We start from the raw sequence: 16,283 nt of genomic DNA on the forward strand, positions 1-16,283 counted from the left end.
CCGGAGGCACGACGATGAATCATGCATTCCAGGTGACCTCGGGCCACACGCTGCGCTGCAAGGGATGGCGTCAGGAAGCGCTGCTGCGCCTGCTCGAGAACGTGCTCGCCGTCGGCGAGAATCCCGAACAACTGATCGTCTACGCGGCACTCGGCCGCGCCGCACGAGACTGGCCGTCGCACGACGCGATCGTCCACGCGCTGAAGACAATGGACGAGAACCAGACGCTCGTCGTCCAGTCCGGCAAGCCGGTCGCACTGCTGCGCACGCACGCGCATGCGCCGCTCGTCGTGATGGCGAACTGCAACCTGGTCGGCCAGTGGGCGAAGGCGGAACATTTCTACGATCTGGAGCAGCGCAACCTGATCTGCTGGGGTGGGCTGACAGCGGGCGACTGGCAGTACATCGGGTCGCAGGGCGTGATCCAGGGTACCTACGAGATCTTCTCGCGCATCGCCGAACGCCATTTCGACAACAACCTGCGCGGCCGCTTCATCCTGACGGCCGGCCTCGGCGGCATGGGCGGCGCGCAACCGCTCGCGGGACGGATGGCCAACGCGGCGACGCTCGTCGTCGAGATCGACCAGACTCGCATCGACAAGCGCCTGCAGATCGGCTTCCTGGAGCGTCAGGCGCGCGATCTCGACGAGGCGCTCGCGCTGATCCGCGACGCCCAGGTCCGACGCGAGCCGATTTCGGTCGGCCTGCTCGGCAATGCGGCCGACGTGTTTCCGGCCATTCTCGCGCGCGGCATCGTTCCCGATGTCGTCACCGACCAGACCGCCGCGCACGATCTCGTCTACGGCTACGTGCCGGCCGGATACACGCTGGAAGAGGTGCGCGCGCTGCGCGAAAGCGACCGCGCGAAGCTGATGGATGCGAGCCGCGCGTCGATCGTCCGCCACGTCGAGGCGATGCTCGGCTTCAAGGACCGCGGCGCGGTCGTGTTCGACAACGGCAACCTGATCCGCACGCACGCGAAGGACGGCGGCGTCGCGCGCGCGTTCGAGATTCCGGTCTTCACCGAGGCCTTCCTGCGCCCGCTGTTCTGCCGCGCGATCGGGCCGTTCCGCTGGATCGCGCTGTCGAACGACCCGAACGACATCCGCATCATCGACGACTACCTGCTCGAGCACTTCCCGGACAACCGGATCGTGTCGAACTGGATCCGGCTTGCGCGTGAATGCGTGCCGTTCGAGGGCTTGCCCGCGCGCATCGCGTGGCTCGGCCACGGCGAGCGCACGCAGCTCGCGCTCGCCGTCAACGCGATGGTGCGCGACCGCGTGCTCGCCGGGCCGGTCGCCTTCACGCGCGACCACCTCGACGCCGGCGCGATGGCGCATCCGAACATCATGACCGAGAACCTGCGCGACGGTTCGGACGCCGTGGCCGACTGGCCGTTGCTGAATGCGATGGTGACCTGCTCGTCGATGGCCGACCTCGTCGCGATCCATTCGGGCGGCGGCGGCTACAGCGGCTACATGACGAGCGCGGGCGTCACCGTCGTCGCCGACGGCAGCGCGTCGGCCAACGAGCGGCTGACGCTGTCGATGACCAACGACACGGCGCTCGGCGTGATCCGCTATGCGGATGCCGGCTACGACGACGCGCTCGACGAGGTCGCACGCAAGCAGATTCCGCATATCCGGCTGTGAGCCGCCCCGCACGACCGGAGATCGAAGTGAAGCAATCCGCGGTTCCCCTCGACACGGCCGCGCCCGTGTCGCCTTCCGCGTCGCCTGCCGGGCGCGCGATCGCCGCCGCCACGATCGGCAACGCGCTCGAGTGGTATGACTTTTCCGTCTACGCGTTCTTTGCCGTCTATATCGCGCAGAACTTCTTCCATCGCGGCGATGCGGGCACGCAGCTCGTCGAGGCGTTCATGGCGTTCGGCATCGGCTTCATCGCACGGCCGCTCGGCGCGCTCGTGATCGGCGTCTACGGCGACCGCGCGGGCCGGAAAGCCGCGCTCACGCTGACCATTCTCGTGATGGCGGCAGGCACGGCCGTCATCGCGTTCGCGCCGCCGTTCACGGCGATCGGTATCGGCGCGCCGTTGCTGATCCTGTGCGGACGCCTGCTGCAGGGGTTCTCCGCCGGCGGCGAAGTCGGCGGCGCGGCGGCGTTCCTCATCGAGCATGCGCCGGCCAAGCGCAAGGGCCGCTATGCGTCCTGGCTGCAGGCCAGCATGGCGGTGTCGAACATCCTGGGCGCGCTGGTCGCCACCGGCGTGACGCTCACGCTGTCACACGAGCAGATCGGCGACTGGGGATGGCGGATCCCGTTCATCCTCGGGCTTGCGATCGCGCCGGTCGGCCTCTGGCTGCGCAAGACACTCGACGAGACGCCGCATTTCCGGGCGGAAATGGCGCGCACGCAGCGCGAGCACACGGCGCGCAAGACGCCGTTGCTGCAGGTCGTGCGCGATTATCCGCGCGAGCTCGCGATCGGCACCGGCTTCTCCGTGCTGTGGGCGGTGTGCGTGTACGCGCTCGTCATCTACATGCCGACTCACGCGCAGCGCGCGCTGCATTTCGACGGGCGCGACGCATTCATCGCATCGCTGGTCGGCAACTGCCTGATGGCCGTCACCTGCGTGTGCGCGGGCGGCTGGTCGGATCGCTTCGGTCGGCGCACGGTGCTGGCCGCCGGCGCCGCACTGATGCTGGTATCGGTCTACCCGCTGCTGAACTGGTTGAACGACGCCCATACGCTCGCCGCGCTGATCACGGTGCAAAGCGCGTTCTGCGTGATGGTCGCGATCTTCACGGGCGTCGCGCCGGCTGCGTTGTCCGAGCTGTTTCCGACGCGCGTGCGCGCAACCGGCATGTCGCTGTCCTACAACGTCGCCGCGACCATCTTCGGCGGATTCGCGCCCGCGATTCTCGCGTGGCTCACGCAACAGACCGGCAGCCCGTTCGCCCCCGCCTGGTACGTGATGGCAGCCTGCGCGATCGCGCTCGCGTCCATCGCCGCACTGCCTTCCACACCTCGTCACGCCTGATTACGGAGAGTCTTTTCATGCAACGCTTCATTACGCGAAGCGCGGTCGCGCTCGGGCTGCTCGCCGCCCTTCCCGCTTTCGCCGACGTCACGCTCGACGGCCGGTCGGTCACCCCCGAATCGATCGCCCGCATCGCCGACGGCGAGGCCGTCGCGATCGCACCGGCCGCGCGCGAGCGGGTCGTCGCCGCGCACGACGTGCTGCTGAAGGCCGCCGGGGCCGGCCAGCAGATCTATGGCCTGACGGTCGGCGTCGGCCTGAACAAGGATCGCGAGATGGTCGACGCGCACGGCAAGCTGACCAGCGAAGTCATCGACGCATCCTCGCGTTTCAACATCGGACTGATCCACGCGCACTCAGGCAGCGTCGGGCCGGACATGAGCATCCGCGTCGCGCGGGCCGCGATGGCAGCCCGCCTCAACGCGATGCTCGACGGCGGCGCCGGCGTGCAACCCGCGATCGTCGATGCCTACGCGCAGCTCCTCAACCGCGGCATCACGCCGGCGATGCCGGCGGACGGCTCAATCGGCGAAGCGGACATCACGATCCTGAGTCACGTCGGCCTCGCGATGCTCGGCGAGGGTGACGTGTACTACCAGGGCCGCAAGCTCCCTGCCGCCGATGCGCTGAAGGCGGCCGGCATCGCCCCGATTCGCCCGTACGGCAAGGATGCGCTCGCGATTCTGAGCTCGAACGCCTATTCGGCCGGCATGGCGGCGCTGGCGCTCACCGACATGGCGCACCTCGCGCGCGTATCGAAGCTCGTGTTCGCGCTCAGCCTCCAGGGTCTGAACGGCAACGTGTCGCCGTTCCGCGAGGATACGCTTGCGCTGCGCCCGTTTCCGGCCACCGTGCGCACGGGCGCGACGCTGCGCACGCTGCTCGCGGGCAGCAGCCTGTGGAACCGCGATCCCGACCGGCCGCTGCAGGATCCGCTCAGCTTCCGTTCCGGCGTCTATCTGCTCGGCGAAGAGGACCGGACCTATGACGAGGCGCGCGAACTGCTGCGAATCCAGCTCAATTCGAGCGATGACAACCCCGGCGTCGCGGTCGGCGTCACGCCGAAATCCGCGCGCGCGCAGGATGCGGCGGGCTATGTCGACGGCGGCGGCGCGGTGTTGCCGAGCGCGAACTTCGAGCCGCTGCCGTGGGTGCTCGCATTCGAGCAGCTCGGGCTTGCGCTTGGCCATAACGCGCTTGCGTCCGCGCAGCGCATCGTCAAGCTTAACGATCCGCACCTGACCGGCCTGAGCCGCTTCCTTGGCACCGACGAGACGGTTCACGCGTTCGGCGCGATGGAGAAGCCGCCGACCGCGCTCGCGATGACCGTCAAGTCGCTCGCGATGCCGGTATCGCTCGACTATCTGCCCGTCGCCGGCGGCATCGAAGATGTCGCGACGAACGCGCCCGAGGTCGTGCAACGCGTCCAGCGGCAGATCGATGCGAGCTACGCGCTGCTAGGCCTCGAACTCGTGCAGGCGGGCCAAGCCATCGATCTGCGCCAGCGCAAGCAGCCGGCCTTCACGCTCGCGCCGGCCACGGTCCCGCTCTACAGCGCATTGCGCGGCCGCGTCGCGTTCCTCGAACGCGACCGCCCGCTCACCGCCGACTTCCGCGCAGCCGACGCGCTGCTCCGCGCATATCGTGACTGAGCGCGACTGAGCGGACGCCCTCCCTTCGTCTCACACGCCGCGCCGCGATCGCCCGTGTAATCGCGGCGCGGAGCAGCGCGCACAGGCGATAGCCGGCCCGCTCCACCGTTCGTCGTCTTTCATTTACCGGATACCAGAGGATAATCATGAAGAAAATTCTGTTCGCACTGCAAATCGTTGCAGCCGCGTCCGCACACGCACAAGGCAGCGTTACCTTGTACGGCATCGTCGAGGACGGCGTCGACTACGTCACCAACGTGCAGGGCAAGCATCTCGTGCAGCTCGCGTCGGGCGTGACGGCCGGCAGCCGCTGGGGCGTGCGCGGCAGCGAGGATCTCGGCGGCGGGCTCAGCGCGATCTTCCGGCTCGAAAGCGGCTTCGACCTGAACTCCGGCCGCCTCGGCAGCGGGCTCGCATTCTCGCGCAACGCGTACGTCGGGTTGAGCGATGCGCGGCTCGGCACGCTGACGCTCGGCCGGCAATGGGATTCGATCGTCGATTACGTCGAGCCGTTCACGCTGAACGGCAACATCGGCGGCTACTACTTCGCGCACCCGAACGACATGGACAACACCGACAACGGGTTCCCGATCTCGAATGCGGTCAAGTACCGCAGCCCGACGATCGCGGGCCTCACGTTCGGCGGCCTCTATGCGTTCGGCGGCCAACCGGGCCGGTTCTCGGACAACGCGACCTTCAGCGTCGGCGCGAACTATGCGTGGGGCCCTGTCGGGTTCGGCGTCGGTTATTTGCGCATCAACGATCCCGGCGTGTCGACGCAGGGCTACCAGAACTACCCTGGCTTCACGAACGCGATCTACGGCAATTACCTGAGCGCGGCGCGCGCGCAGAAGGTGTTCGGCGTTGGTGCGTCGTATCAGGTCGTGCAGTGGCTGAAGGTGCTGGCCGATTTCACGAACACGAACTTCCAGCAGGGCAGCGCCGGTCACGACGCGACGTTCCAGAACTACGAGCTGTCGGCGCTCGTCACGCCGACGCCCGCGGTGACGATCGGCGTCGGCTATACGTACACGACCGGTCGCGATCACGCGACGAACGCCGAGCCGAAGTACAACCAGTTCAACCTGAGCGCGGAATACGCGCTGTCGAAGCGCACCAGCGTGTACGTGATGGGTGCGTTCCAGAAGGCGGCGGGCGATGCGCCGGTCGCGCAGATCGCCGGCTTCAACCCGTCGAGCAACCAGAAGCAGGCGGTCGGGCGCGCGGGCATTCGCCACGTGTTTTGACCGATGCTCCGGCAGCGGTCGCGCGGGCGGCCGCCTCTCATTCGACCCGCTCGGGACAGGCGCCCTGCTCCCGCCTGGCGCCCGGTTTCCAAAGCCGAAAGGTCCATTTCAGATGCTTCGCCGTGTCGAAACAGATGCTCGCGCACCGACTCAGAAGAGCAATTCGATATTCTCGAAGAGCTTTCGGTTTTCAAGCGCCGCGGAACGACTGCGCTTGCGAATGGCTCGCGAAAGACAGTCGACGAAACACTGGCTTGCCTTGCTTCGCATCGCGTTATGCAGACCAATGACTGCGACCTGATTGACATCGAAGCGCTCCGCCAGATCGAGCGGCTGCGCCCAGTCGCTCATCGTATCGGTGAGGAGCAACGGCCTCGGGCAATGGCTGAGCATGTCGTTGTGCCGGACAAGCTGCAGCAGCAGCGAATTCGAATGCGCGCAATACAGGCGGGAGCGATCGATCGCGGCGCCATGCTGCCAGAAGATGTTGTGCATCATTCCGTCGTAGCTGCTCGCCGTGTAATTGACCGCCCAGTCCTGCTCGAGCAGATCGTGAATCGACCGCCGGTTCGCGAGCGGATGCCCGCGTCGCGCGACGACGCACGATTCGTACGAAAACAGCGGTTCCTGATCGAACTCCCGGCTCGACACCACCGACGTAAGCGGCACGACCGAGAGGTCCAATGTGCCTTCCCGAAGCCGCGGCAATGCGACGGCCGTCAGGCCTTCGAACATCTCCAGCTGAACCTGCGGCATTTGCGCACGAAACAGCGCGATCGCTTCCGACATGAACGTCAGCATCACCAGTGGCGTGACCGCGATCGTGAGCTTGCCTGACTGGTCGCCCCGCAGGCGGGCGAGATCGCCGTTTGCCCGCTCGATCTGCCCGATGATCGACCGCGCATGGCTCAGCAGCGTCTGTCCGGCATCGGTGAAGGTGACGCCGCTCGAGCTTCGCGAGAGCAACGTCAGCTTTTGTTCGTTCTCGAGTTCGCGCAGCGCCTTCGTCACCGCTGCCTGAGACACGCCGAGCAGCCGGGAAGAAGCCCGGATGCTGCCGGCGTCGGCGACCGCGACCAAGGCCTGGATCTGGTGAATTTTCATACGGAAATCGACTGGAGCACCGTGATAACTTTTGGTTGTCAATATAACAAAACTGCGGCTTCCGGCAGAAAAATGCGCTGCCTATGATGGGCTCCGCCTCGACTTTCAAACGAATACGGAAGCCCCATGCCTACCTTGATCGACGAATTCGTGCCGCAAGGCATGCGCGACATCGAGCGCGCGATGATCGCGCTTCGCAGACAAATTCATTCGCATCCCGAATTGAGCTTCCAGGAATTCGATACCAGCCGGCTGGTCGCGGAATGCCTGACGCGCTGGGGCTACGACGTGCATGTCGGGATCGGCAGCACCGGTGTGGTCGGCACGTTGAGGAACGGCGCCGGTCGCGCGATCGGCCTGCGGGCGGACATGGATGCGCTGCCGATCGTCGAGGCCACCGGGCTGCCCTATGCGAGCACGAATGTCGGCGTCATGCATGCCTGCGGTCACGACGGCCATACGGCGATGCTGCTCGCCGCCGCGCAGTATCTTGCGCGCAAACGCGACTTCACCGGCACCGTGCACATGATCTTCCAACCGGCGGAAGAAAGCGGGGGCGGCGCGCTGCGGATGCTCGAGGACGGCTTGCTCGAACGATTCCCGTGCGACGCGGTTTTCGCGATGCACAACATGCCGGGACTGCCGGCCGGGCAGTTCGGATTCCGCAGCGGCGCGTTCATGGCGTCGGCCGATACCGTCACGATTCGCATCGTCGGCTACGGCGGACACGGCGCCGTTCCGCACAAGACGGTCGACCCGATCGTCGCGAGCGCATCGCTGGTCATGGCCCTGCAAACGGTCGTCTCGCGCAACGTCGATCCGCTCGAAACCGCCATCGTGACGGTCGGATCGATCCACGCGGGCAGCGCGTCGAACATCGTTCCCGACGCCGCCGTCATCGAACTGTCGGTGCGCGCGCTCGACGCAGGCGTGCGCGACTTGCTGGAAGCGCGTATCACGGCGCTGGCGCATGCGCATGCGGAGAGTTACGGCGCGCGAGCGGAAGTCGACTACGCACGCGGCTACCCGGTTCTCGTCAACGATCCCGACGCGACCCGGCTGGCGGAATCGGTCGCGCGCGACTGGCTCCATGAAGGCGGTCTCGTCGGCGACATGAAGCCCATCACGAACAGCGAGGACTTCGCATACGTCCTTGAACGCTGCCCCGGCTGCTATCTGCTGATCGGCAACGGCGAAGGCAAGGGCGGATGCATGGTGCACAACCCCGGCTACGACTTCAACGACGACATCCTGTCGATCGGCGCGAGCTACTGGGTTCGCCTGGTCGAGCGCTTCCTCGGCTAGCGCGCCCCGCAACGACCAAGGCAGACAGGCGCCGTCGCCTGTTCGCCGTTCCGATAACCATCGACGGCAACGCGTTCGCAACATGGGCCAACGCGCCCCCGGTCTGGAGACACCATGAAATCCCTGATTCGCCGCAGTCAGTTCGCGCTTTGCGCCATTCCGCTGGTGGCTTCGGCCGCCGATCCCCAGACGCTTCGCTTCGGCATCGACCCGACCTATCCGCCGTTCGAGTCGAAACGGCCGGATGGTTCGTTCGTCGGTTTCGACGTCGATCTCGGCAATGCGATTTGCGCCAACCTGCAGGTTCGCTGCGTCTGGGTCGAACAAAGCTTCGACGCAATGATTCCCGCGCTGAAGGCGCGCAAATTCGACGCGATCCTGTCGGCGATGACGGCGACGCCGGCCCGCCGGCAGCAGATCGATTTCTCGGACCGTCTCTATTCCGGCGCGCCGCGGCTGATCGCGCGCGCGGGTTCCACGCTGCAACCGACCGCGGAATCCCTGAAGGGCCGCAAGATCGGCGTCCAGCAAGGTTCGGTGCAGGAGAGCTATGCGCTGGCCGAATGGGCGTCGAAGGGCGTCCAGGTGATTTCCTACCCGGGCACCGACCAGATCTACCAGGACCTCGCGACCGGCCGTCTCGACGCGTCGTTCCAGACGGCGATCCAGGCGGACGTCGGCTTCCTGCGCACGCCGCGCGGCAAGGCATTTGCGTTCGCCGGCGCGGAGATCAAGGACAGGCGCGCATCGGGAGACGGCGTCGCGATCGGGATCCGCAAGGACGACAAGCCGCTGGCGGACAAGATCAACAAGGCGATCGCCGCCATTCGCAAGAGCGGCGAGTACGACACGCTCGCGCACAAGTATTTCTCGTTCGACATCTACGGCGAGTAAGCGGGACGCCCGAGCCCCGGGCGAGCCTTCAGCAAAGTTTCGATTCACGGCATCCATCGCGGCATGCCGGAGACGGCGCGCGCCTGCGACAGACGCATCGCACGCTTGCGCGCCGTGTCCGGCCGACAGATCAGAGCAATCAGAGGAGACTGGAACATGAAGAAACGAACGATCGGCTTGCTGCTGGCAGGCAGCGCAGCTTTATCGGCCCACGCGCAAAGCACCGTGACGCTCTACGGCTTGATCGACCAAGGCATCGACTACACGAGCAACGTCAACGGCCACGCTGCCTGGCAAATGGTGAGCGGCATCGCGCAGGGAAGTCGCTGGGGAATCAAAGGCGACGAAGATCTGGGGAGCGGACTGAAGGCGGTATTCAGGCTCGAGAACGGCTTCGACGCCAGCAGCGGACGACTGGCGCAGGGTGGACGCGAATTCGGCCGCCAGGCCTATGTCGGGCTGGCAAAGAGCGGGATCGGAACGTTGACATTCGGCCGGCAGTACGACTCGCTCGTCGAATTTCTCGGACCGTTGACCGCGAATGGAAGCTGGGGCGGCTTTCTCTTCGATCACCCGTACGGGAACGACAACACGGACAATTTCTTCCGCCTCGACAACGCGGTGCAGTTCTACAGCACCGATCTCTCGGGCTTCCAGATGAGCGCGACCTACGCGTTCTCGAACAGCGCGGGCCAGTTCTCGCTGAACAACGCACAGAGCGTTGGTGCTGGTTACTCGAGGGGGCCGCTGACGATCGGCGTCGGGTACCTGAACGTCAATCGCGGCGGCGCCAGCGAAGCCGGCGCGGTGACGCCGGACGACGCGGGCTTTCTCGCGGAACGCCAGCGCGTGTTCGGCGCTGGCATCAACTACCAGCTCGGCAAAGCGACGCTCGGCTTCGTTTATACGCACAGCGACTTGAAGAACCCGACGTCGTTCCAGTACATCACCGGTTCGATCGTGCCGACCGGGCAGACCGTGTCGCACCTGAAGTTCGACAACTACGAGGTCAATGCGACCTATCAGGCCACGCCGGCGCTGCTGCTCGGCGCCATGTACTACTACACGCAAGGATCGCTGGACGCGTCCGGCGGCAAATCCCGGCCGCATTGGCAAATGGTCGGGCTGACGGCCGACTATAACCTGTCGAAGCGAACCGACGTGTATGTTCAGGGCAGCTACATGAAGGCAGGCCGATCGACCGGCACGGCACTGGACGACGCCTACAACCCCGCATCGAGCGACTCCTCGTCGAACGATCGTCAACTGGTTGCTCGCGTCGGTATTCGACATCGATTCTGAGTCGCAATGAGTTCATCGGAGAACACGACAACCACGGCCCGCAACTTGGAACATTGAAAGCATCCCGAGGCCGGCATGAGTCTCGGGAGTTCCCATCCTGACCTCCAACACTGCAGGGTCTCAGCGAATCCGCTTTCTTCTCCCTATAGAAATCGATGAGTCGGACATCTTCAATCGGAATTTTTCAGCAGGAAATTCTCACGGAGCGCCGCTCGACCAGCAATTAGTCGCATTCGCCGCGCAGTTGCTCGGGCACCACTCCAAGGGTAGGCAAAACCAGGGACACGCCTACGCCGACCGCGTTTCGGTGGTGAAACTCACGCGCCTCAGTTCATTTCACCAACCTGGAAATCTCGCGACCAGCCTGAGCCAGATGTGCAAGCAACCAGCGTCGTGCATGTACCGCAGGGCCTCGCTTGCAAGCCAAGTACATGGAACACGCCGCAACCATATGGAGTCGGCACCTGATCGGTACATCCAGACAATCGTTGCAGCGATCATTTGCTGCTCCGGCGCCATCGCTCGAAAGGTTGCCCGCCATTCAGCCATCTCTACGGGGTGATGCTCCCCGGAGCGTTCGTTATAGGCGGCCGGGCAGATACTGCGATGGAACTCGCCCTGGGTGCTGGAACAGAACAGCGAGGGCAGTCGCAGTTCGACAATCGCCTGGTTCAAGGCCGCGAAAAAGTGTGTGGGCGCTCTGAGCGAACTCGCGTGTGCGCCGCTTGCCAGTTCCTCGAGCAACAGCGCGTCGCTCTCGTCAAGGTCCAGCGAACACGCGACGAGTCGGTCAAGCCGCGTTTCGTGCTCGGACGTCGCAATATTGGTCTGTGCGTGCAACGCACGCAGGATCGTATCTACGACGCCCGCAGTGTCCTCGTATGCGGATGCGGCAACGCGTTCGGAGTCGGTACTCATGTCTTCACATTCACTATCTTTCTGAGCAAGTTCCGGCATCGGATCCGTCGATGGATTCCGAATAGCGAGTACGTCATCGGCATCACGTGTACGAGTACACACACGCGATATCCAGCGCGCGCGATGCGCCGTCTCGCAAAGAACGATAACCATCGCGAACATATCGTTCGATCCGTTTCTTGCGGTCAAATCCAGAGGCATTGCGAGCAGAAAGTCCGATGCAGATTCTTTGAATCGCACCGCAAGAAACGAGTAGAAGCGAGCGACATCAGCCGCTATTGTTCGTTCAGAGCGGATCCACTCCGTCTCTCCATCAACTGCGATCAATAAGGAGTCCAACATGTATAAGGAAGACGATAACAAGGAAATCGTCGGGCGCTGGTTCACGCGTTTCTGGGGCGAGAAGTGCGACCTCAGCATCGTCGACGAGATTGCGGCTCCGGACATGCTGCTGAAGTACTCGCTGCATGAACCGCGCCGCGGTCGCGAAGACATCAAGGCATTCATGACCGACTTCCGTGCCGCCTTCCCGGATCTCAATTTCTGGGGTGTCACGGACCTGATCGCCGAAGGCGACTACGTGGTCGGTCAGTGGGAAGGTGGCGGCACGCACACCGGCCAGGCTTTCAGCGACTTCCTGATCGGTTCGCTGCCCGCAGCGACCGGCCGCCGCATGCGCTTCACCGGGACCACGATTCTTCGCCTGAAGGACGGTCTGATCGTCGAAGAACTCGGCCTCGACGACGGTGTGACGGCACTCACGCAACTCGAGTTGATCAAGAAGGCGTGAGCCCGGGCACGGGCCGTGCACTAACGGACCACTCGTCGTAGCGGAGATATGAGCACGGATTGGCTTTGGCCGATCCGTGCTCTTTCAATGACCCGCCATCCAACCCCAAATAAATCGCCTTGACGACCTATCTTTCGATATATATCTTTAGATATGTTTTCCGACATATAGGACTCGATCATGCGACACAGTCACTTCCGCGGCCATGCCCGTTGCGACGGTCATGGTGCGCAATCCGCCCCGTTCTGGGTCACCGGTTTCTGGCATGCGATCGGCCGCCATCGTCGCGGCCGCGATTCGTTCGGGGGCGGCCCGTTCGGCGGCCGAGGCGGTTTCGGGGGCTTCGGCGACGATGAGGCGATGCCGCGCGGCCGCCAGTTCAGCTCCGACGACCTGCAACTGCTGCTGCTTGCGCTGCTCGCCGACCAGCCGAGCCACGGCTACGAACTCATCAAGGCGCTCGATACACGTTCGAGCGGCTTCTACAGCCCGAGTCCGGGCATGGTCTACCCGGCGCTGACGTATCTCGAAGAAGTCGGCTTCGTCGCGTCGCAGGCGGAAGGCAACCGCAAGCGCTACGCACTGACGGATGCTGGCCGCACGCACCTCGACACGCAGCGCGAACGCGTCGACACGCTGTTTGCGCGCCTCACGCACCTCGCGCGAAAGATGGAATTCATGCGTCGCGCGTTTGCGGGCGAGACGGGAGGTGAGGCGGCAGGCGAGGCGGCGGACGAGTCGCAAGGCGGCTGGTTGCCCGAATTCGTCGAAGCACGCGTCGCGCTGAAGCACGCGCTGCTGCACAAGAGCAGCGCGTCGGCCGACGAACAGCGGCGCATCGCGGCGATCCTGCGCCGCGCGACCGCCGAGATCGAAGGCCGCTCGGGCGAGTAACCCGCGCCGCCGACCACGAAGCATCGGGCCCGACCCAGCGCCGAAGCGCAAACTCGGGCCGACCGCGAAGCATGGGGCCCGAGTAAGCGCCGAAGCGCCAACTCGGGCCGACATAGGAGAACCGATTGATGCAACAAGCCCCCGAACGCACCGTAACCCGCGTGCGTCACACCCTCAAGTTCCGCCTGCTGCAAGTCGTGCGCCTTCACGCGGTGACGCCGCATCTGCTGCGCGTCACGCTGAGCGGCCCCGATCTGGCGGATTTCGAATCGGCGTCGTTCGACGACCACGTGAAAGTGTTCCTGCCGGCGCCCGGCGCCGAGCGCCCCGCGCTGCCGGAGATGGGCCCGAACGGCCCCGTGTTCCCGGAAGGCGAGCCGAAGCCCGTCGCGCGCGACTTCACGCCGCGCCGCTTCGACCGCGCCGCATGCGAGCTGGATCTGGAATTCGTGCTGAACCACCCGGGCCCGGCGTCGCAATGGGCCGCGCAGGCGCGCGTCGGTCAATGGCTCGGGATCGGCGGCCCGCGCGGTTCGTTCGTCGTGCCGACCGATTTCGACTGGCACCTGCTGATCGGTGACGATACCGCGTTGCCGGCCGTCGCGCGGCGTCTGGAGGAATTGCCGGCCGGCGCGCGCGCGGCGGTCGTGCTGGAAGTCGCGGATCGCAGCGCGCAGATTGCGTTCGACACGCGCGCGGAAGTGCACGAGATCTGGCGTTTTCGCGACGAAACGCAAGCCGCCGATGGCAACGACGACGCGCTGCTGGACGCCGTCCGCGACCTGCCGTTGCCGACCGGCGACGGCTATGTATGGGCAGCCGGCGAAGCAATCTCGATGCGCGCGGTGCGCCAGCATCTGACCGGCGAACGCGGCGTCGACAAGGGGCGGATTCGCGCGGCGGCGTACTGGAAGCGCGGCGCGAGCGCGGTGCACGAAGCGCTCGACGACTGACGCGAATCGCGGCGTCCGGCGCGCGGACGGCTTGGCATCGGCACGGCGGCTGGTATATACCTACGTTTGCGCTGAAAACTGTCAGCACAAACAGGCAGCCGATGCTGTCCGACCCAGGAGCGCCGGGACATGACAAAAGAAAGCCACGCTTCGCCTTTCCTTCGCAACCTGAAGATCGCCGGCTATTGCGGCCTCGCGGCCGTCGCCCTTGCGCTGTTCATCGCGATGTGCGCGATCCTCAAGGAAAGCGCGCTGGAGCGCGATACCGCGCAGCAACCGGCAGACACCGCCGAGGAGCTGCACGGCGCAGCCGGCCCGGCCACAGCCGCTGAAGCGGTCAAAACGCCGGGCTGAACGCCCGGCCTCGTCCTTCCCGTGGATTACGGCGCGTGCGTGCGCCCCATCACGACCGCATGCACGGTCTCGCCGATGCGCTCGAGCATCGCCGTGACAGGCCGTGCGTACAGGTGCGCGGCCAGCGCACCCGCGGTGCCGACCAGCACGCCGCCCGCCATGTCGAACGGCCAATGCACGCCCGCATAGATCCGCCCCCACGCGATCGCCGCTGCCATCGCCACCATCACGAAGCCGGTCATGCGCGTCGTGCCGGCGAGCAACATGCCGGCAGCCACGCTCCACGCGAACGTCATGTGATCGCTCGGGAACGAGCCGTCAGTCGCATGCGGGATCAATTGCGTGCCGACGCCGATCATGAACGGCCGCGGCGAGAACCAGAAATGCGACAGCACCTGCGCGAGCCCGAGCGCCACGCACGCGCCGACGCCGGCTTCGATCGCCTGGCGCCGCGTCGGGCGCGCGCCGAACATCCAGGTCAGCAGCAGCATCGCCGGAATCGCGTAAACGAGCCAGTCGGCGGCGAAGATCGCGAGCCTCACGACGTCCGGTTGCGGCGCCGGACCGGCGTTGATGGCGGAAAAAAGGGTGAGATTGAGGTTCTGCATGAATCGGATTATTTGGGGCGGGGGTGCATGAACGGCCATTCGGTCACACACGATGCTAGGAGCGGCTCGCTTAAGCGATGCTTAATGACGTCCGGAATGGCGTCCTTGCGGGCGTCCGGCCCACGGGCGGAAGACGCCCGAACCGTCCGCAAGGACGTTCTTAGAACCTGCATTGCAACACAAGTTCACACAATTGCAATATTCCGCGCGGAGCGTCTCCCGTAAAGCCTCACCAACGCTCCCGTAAACGCTCACCTTTGACCACATCGCAACGTCATCGACGCCTGCGACGATCAAGGCGCTGAGCGTCCATCGAGGCCATTGGCGCTGTTCGGGTCAACATTTGCGCAGTCAATCCTTCGGTTGTTGCAACAATTTATTCCAGTTGCGGCATCGCACAACGGCTGCGCACAGGCATACGATTACAGGCACTCATCAACGAAGCCGATCAACAACTAGGAGTCCGCATGAAACCCAGCGATGTCCGATCGAAAGCATTTGCAATGCCGTTGACCAGCCCCGCCTTCCCGATGGGCCCTTACCGATTCGTCGATCGTGAGTTCCTGATCATCACGTACCGCACCGATCCGGCCCGTCTGCGCGAAATCGTGCCGGAACCCCTGCAGATCACCGAGCCGCTCGTGCATTACGAATTCATCCGCATGGCCGATTCGACCGGCTTCGGCGACTACACGGAAAGCGGCCAGGTGATTCCCGTCGAATACAACGGCCAGCCCGGCGGCTACACGCTCGCGATGTACCTCGACGACCACCCGCCGATCGCCGGCGGCCGCGAGCTGTGGGGATTCCCGAAGAAACTCGCGTCGCCGACGCTGCACGTGAACACCGATCACCTCCTCGGCACGCTCGACTACGGCAAGGTGCGCGTCGCGACCGGCACGATGGGCTACAAGCACAAGGAACTCGACATCGCCGAGCAGACGAAGCGCCTCGCCGGCCCGAATTTCCTGCTGAAGATCATTCCGCACGTCGACGGTACTGCGCGCGTGTGCGAGCTGGTGCGCTATTACATGCAGGACATCGTGATGAAGGGCGCATGGACGGGCCCCGCGTCGCTCGAGCTGTCGCCGCATGCGCTCGCGCCGGTGGCCGACCTCCCGGTGCTCGAGATTGTCGAGGCCCGCCATCTCGTCGCAGATTTGACACTCGGGCTCGGCGAAGTCGTCTACGATTACCTGGCTCAGTAATACCGTCCGCAGTCCTTTTCTCCTGTCAAACCCTTTACTACGGGAAATCG

Annotated in this window: 15 protein-coding genes; 12 read left to right on the top strand and 3 right to left on the bottom strand. The window is 65.0% G+C overall.

Annotation, left to right across the window (positions count from 1 at the left end; genetic code table 11):
- The first annotated feature begins 14 nt into the window (after positions 1-14).
- The 4 genes from ACV229_RS06805 to ACV229_RS06820 all read left to right on the top strand — a co-directional run bounded on the left by ACV229_RS06805 (position 15) and on the right by ACV229_RS06820 (position 5,903).
- Complete coding sequence (locus ACV229_RS06805; RefSeq protein WP_448082354.1) at positions 15-1,655, top strand: urocanate hydratase; 1,641 nt, start codon at positions 15-17, stop codon at positions 1,653-1,655.
- Positions 1,656-1,681: 26 nt separating this feature from the next.
- On the top strand, positions 1,682-3,004 hold the full coding sequence (locus ACV229_RS06810; RefSeq protein WP_448082355.1) for an MFS transporter: 1,323 nt from the start codon (positions 1,682-1,684) through the stop codon (positions 3,002-3,004).
- Positions 3,005-3,021: 17 nt separating this feature from the next.
- Positions 3,022-4,656, top strand: coding sequence for an HAL/PAL/TAL family ammonia-lyase (locus ACV229_RS06815; protein ID WP_448082356.1), 1,635 nt, complete (start codon positions 3,022-3,024; stop codon positions 4,654-4,656).
- Positions 4,657-4,802: 146 nt separating this feature from the next.
- Complete coding sequence (locus ACV229_RS06820; protein ID WP_448082357.1) at positions 4,803-5,903, top strand: porin; 1,101 nt, start codon at positions 4,803-4,805, stop codon at positions 5,901-5,903.
- Between the two features lie 150 nt (positions 5,904-6,053).
- Here the strand turns inward: ACV229_RS06820 and ACV229_RS06825 are convergent, their stop codons facing one another.
- Positions 6,054-7,007, bottom strand: coding sequence for a LysR family transcriptional regulator (locus tag ACV229_RS06825; protein WP_448082358.1), 954 nt, complete (start codon positions 7,005-7,007; stop codon positions 6,054-6,056).
- Positions 7,008-7,133: 126 nt separating this feature from the next.
- On the opposite strand from ACV229_RS06825, the gene ACV229_RS06830 reads away from it, so the two are divergent.
- The 3 genes from ACV229_RS06830 to ACV229_RS06840 all read left to right on the top strand — a co-directional run bounded on the left by ACV229_RS06830 (position 7,134) and on the right by ACV229_RS06840 (position 10,508).
- Positions 7,134-8,312 (top strand): M20 aminoacylase family protein, encoded by a 1,179-nt coding sequence (locus ACV229_RS06830; RefSeq protein ID WP_448082359.1) that lies wholly within the window; start codon positions 7,134-7,136, stop codon positions 8,310-8,312.
- 114 nt (positions 8,313-8,426) lie between these two features.
- Positions 8,427-9,206 carry an ABC transporter substrate-binding protein gene (locus tag ACV229_RS06835; RefSeq protein WP_448082360.1) on the top strand — a complete coding sequence of 260 codons (780 nt, stop codon included), beginning with the start codon at positions 8,427-8,429 and terminating at the stop codon, positions 9,204-9,206.
- A 156-nt stretch (positions 9,207-9,362) separates the two neighbouring features.
- Entirely contained in the window at positions 9,363-10,508 is a 1,146-nt protein-coding gene (locus ACV229_RS06840; RefSeq protein WP_448082361.1) for a porin, read from the top strand.
- A 336-nt stretch (positions 10,509-10,844) separates the two neighbouring features.
- Here the strand turns inward: ACV229_RS06840 and ACV229_RS06845 are convergent, their stop codons facing one another.
- Entirely contained in the window at positions 10,845-11,753 is a 909-nt protein-coding gene (locus ACV229_RS06845; RefSeq protein ID WP_448082362.1) for a hypothetical protein, read from the bottom strand.
- A 13-nt stretch (positions 11,754-11,766) separates the two neighbouring features.
- On the opposite strand from ACV229_RS06845, the gene ACV229_RS06850 reads away from it, so the two are divergent.
- From ACV229_RS06850 to ACV229_RS06865, 4 genes are all read left to right on the top strand, one after another.
- Positions 11,767-12,216 carry an ester cyclase gene (locus ACV229_RS06850; RefSeq protein ID WP_448082363.1) on the top strand — a complete coding sequence of 150 codons (450 nt, stop codon included), beginning with the start codon at positions 11,767-11,769 and terminating at the stop codon, positions 12,214-12,216.
- Between the two features lie 180 nt (positions 12,217-12,396).
- Positions 12,397-13,110 (top strand): PadR family transcriptional regulator, encoded by a 714-nt coding sequence (locus ACV229_RS06855; protein WP_448082364.1) that lies wholly within the window; start codon positions 12,397-12,399, stop codon positions 13,108-13,110.
- A 128-nt stretch (positions 13,111-13,238) separates the two neighbouring features.
- A complete protein-coding gene (locus ACV229_RS06860; RefSeq protein ID WP_448082365.1) occupies positions 13,239-14,063 on the top strand; it encodes a siderophore-interacting protein in 825 nt (274 codons plus the stop codon).
- A 129-nt stretch (positions 14,064-14,192) separates the two neighbouring features.
- A complete protein-coding gene (locus tag ACV229_RS06865; protein WP_448082366.1) occupies positions 14,193-14,417 on the top strand; it encodes a hypothetical protein in 225 nt (74 codons plus the stop codon).
- Positions 14,418-14,443: 26 nt separating this feature from the next.
- On the opposite strand, the gene ACV229_RS06870 is transcribed toward ACV229_RS06865, so the two are convergent.
- Positions 14,444-15,025 (bottom strand): undecaprenyl-diphosphatase, encoded by a 582-nt coding sequence (locus ACV229_RS06870; protein WP_448082367.1) that lies wholly within the window; start codon positions 15,023-15,025, stop codon positions 14,444-14,446.
- Positions 15,026-15,492: 467 nt separating this feature from the next.
- Here ACV229_RS06870 and ACV229_RS06875 point away from each other — a divergent pair, with 467 nt between their 5' ends.
- Positions 15,493-16,233 carry an acetoacetate decarboxylase gene (locus ACV229_RS06875; protein ID WP_448082368.1) on the top strand — a complete coding sequence of 247 codons (741 nt, stop codon included), beginning with the start codon at positions 15,493-15,495 and terminating at the stop codon, positions 16,231-16,233.
- The last annotated feature ends 50 nt before the right edge of the window (positions 16,234-16,283 follow it).

This window comes from Burkholderia sp. MR1-5-21 (assembly GCF_053427715.1).

Bases quoted from the DNA above. Each gene is read 5' to 3' on its own strand.
- ACV229_RS06805 (WP_448082354.1), top strand. From the start codon at position 15: ATGAATCATGCATTCCAGGTGACCTCGGGCCACACGCTGCGCTGCAAG.
- ACV229_RS06815 (WP_448082356.1), top strand. From the start codon at position 3,022: ATGCAACGCTTCATTACGCGAAGCGCGGTCGCGCTCGGGCTGCTCGCC.
- ACV229_RS06820 (WP_448082357.1), top strand. From the start codon at position 4,803: ATGAAGAAAATTCTGTTCGCACTGCAAATCGTTGCAGCCGCGTCCGCA.
- ACV229_RS06825 (WP_448082358.1), bottom strand. From the start codon at position 7,007: ATGAAAATTCACCAGATCCAGGCCTTGGTCGCGGTCGCCGACGCCGGC.
- ACV229_RS06830 (WP_448082359.1), top strand. From the start codon at position 7,134: ATGCCTACCTTGATCGACGAATTCGTGCCGCAAGGCATGCGCGACATC.
- ACV229_RS06835 (WP_448082360.1), top strand. From the start codon at position 8,427: ATGAAATCCCTGATTCGCCGCAGTCAGTTCGCGCTTTGCGCCATTCCG.
- ACV229_RS06840 (WP_448082361.1), top strand. From the start codon at position 9,363: ATGAAGAAACGAACGATCGGCTTGCTGCTGGCAGGCAGCGCAGCTTTA.
- ACV229_RS06850 (WP_448082363.1), top strand. From the start codon at position 11,767: ATGTATAAGGAAGACGATAACAAGGAAATCGTCGGGCGCTGGTTCACG.
- ACV229_RS06855 (WP_448082364.1), top strand. From the start codon at position 12,397: ATGCGACACAGTCACTTCCGCGGCCATGCCCGTTGCGACGGTCATGGT.
- ACV229_RS06860 (WP_448082365.1), top strand. From the start codon at position 13,239: ATGCAACAAGCCCCCGAACGCACCGTAACCCGCGTGCGTCACACCCTC.
- ACV229_RS06865 (WP_448082366.1), top strand. From the start codon at position 14,193: ATGACAAAAGAAAGCCACGCTTCGCCTTTCCTTCGCAACCTGAAGATC.
- ACV229_RS06870 (WP_448082367.1), bottom strand. From the start codon at position 15,025: ATGCAGAACCTCAATCTCACCCTTTTTTCCGCCATCAACGCCGGTCCG.
- ACV229_RS06875 (WP_448082368.1), top strand. From the start codon at position 15,493: ATGAAACCCAGCGATGTCCGATCGAAAGCATTTGCAATGCCGTTGACC.